The organism is uncultured Thiocystis sp., from assembly GCF_903866365.1.
In the GTDB taxonomy this organism is placed as follows: Bacteria; Pseudomonadota; Gammaproteobacteria; order Chromatiales; family Chromatiaceae; genus Chromatium.
In genome coordinates, this window is sequence record NZ_CAIPNF010000006.1 from 1 (window position 1) to 1,520 (window position 1,520).

The window sequence follows — 1,520 nt, forward strand, 5'->3', positions numbered from 1 at the left end:
ATATTCCGCTACTCATTTAAAATGAGCCGGCGATGCCGCGCCGTAACCGTCGCCATCGCGGGCGACCAAAGCGAATATTGCAGTTTAAAAACAATCTATTAGAGTATCCGCCTCGCTGATTGCGCGCCAGTCGCATAAGCCCATCCCATTACACACAACTCTCCGTGTCCGACACCTCCCTGGCATATTTGACCCCAGCCGCGAAGTCCATGATGCGCTGCATTCCCAGCCAGATGGTCTTTAAACCGGGCTCGCCATCGCCTTTGCGACCGAGGAAACCGCCCAAGCGGGCGATGAGGCGCATCACGTCGTTGAGCCGCGGTGGCTCCTGGGGGATGGGCTTTTTGGCCAGGATGGACGCCGCCTGCCATTCCTCGGTTTCCAGCAACAACCCCGCATCCAGATCGGGGACGGTGCGCCCCAGGCGCATCAAACGGGCGATGCGCCAGCTCACCACCAGGAACAGCGTCAGCGCGCGCTCAAGCCGGGTCATCGTGCCCAATTGCAGGGCTTCGACGCGGCAGGCTTCCTTGAGCACCAAAAAGAGCATGTCGATTTCCCAGCGCGCCCGGTACCCGTCGATCAACTCGACGGCGGCCTCCAGGGTGGTGGCCTCGCGGTTGGTCAGCAGGCGCCACTCGATGGGTTTGACGTCGGCGGGGGCATCGACTTCGCGGGCGATCACGCCGGTCGCCTCCAGGGTGCCGCGGCGTCCATCCGGGAGGGTGACCCGTTGCGCGTCAAGCGGTTGATGGACCTCGCGCGTTTCCCGTCCGCGCCCGGCTGGCAGGACGAAGCGGATCTCCCCGAGCGGCTCGTTCGCCAGCACCCGCGCCCACCGCCGATCGCCCTCGGGCAGGGCGCGGTTGTGCTTGGCGCGCAGCCGCCAGTCGGCGGGGTGGCCCAGGTCGCGGGCGCGCACCATCAGGTCGAGCAGATCGGCCTCGCGATCGGCCATGTAGACCAGGCGCGTCTGCGGCAACTCGGCGGCCAGGTCCGCCACCCGCGCGTCCCCTTCGCCCCAGCGCACACTCTCCTTGAGCCCCGGACGGGTGCCGTCGGGGTCTTTCGGCTCCCGCGCCCACCTCCAGGCATCCACGACACCCAACGGCTCGCGCTCAGGGGTGATGGCGTAGGTCGGGTCACTGCCATTAAGTTAAGCGCAAATTGTTGTATACTATGAAAAATTATAGCCTATAGGGGATTTTCATATGTTTAAAAAACAATCCGTTGACGCCAGCCAAGATCTTATCACCGACGAAAAGTTTAAAAGCCGGCATCGAAAAAACGCGAAAGCATTTGTGCGCGAACGAAAATTAACTTTTCCGATCATCATAGTGCCAGCAATTCCCGGCGAAATCTTATTCAGCACGTTATTATAGATCTCGTATTTAGGTGATTTCCGAGTAACAGTTTACCCGTTTAGGCCGCATATCCCTCCAACAGACTGACATGATCGAGAATGCCCGTGCCCTGCGAAACCGAACCGACTGTCCTGACATTGCTCCCCTCGCAAATCG

The 1,520-nt window shown here is 60.7% G+C and carries 1 pseudogene; it reads right to left on the minus strand.

Features of this window, described 5'->3' with window-relative positions:
- Positions 1-148 precede the first annotated feature (148 nt).
- Positions 149-1,141, minus strand: a pseudogene (locus QZY07_RS00245) (IS4 family transposase); the annotation flags it as partial.
- Between the last annotated feature and the right edge of the window lie 379 nt (positions 1,142-1,520).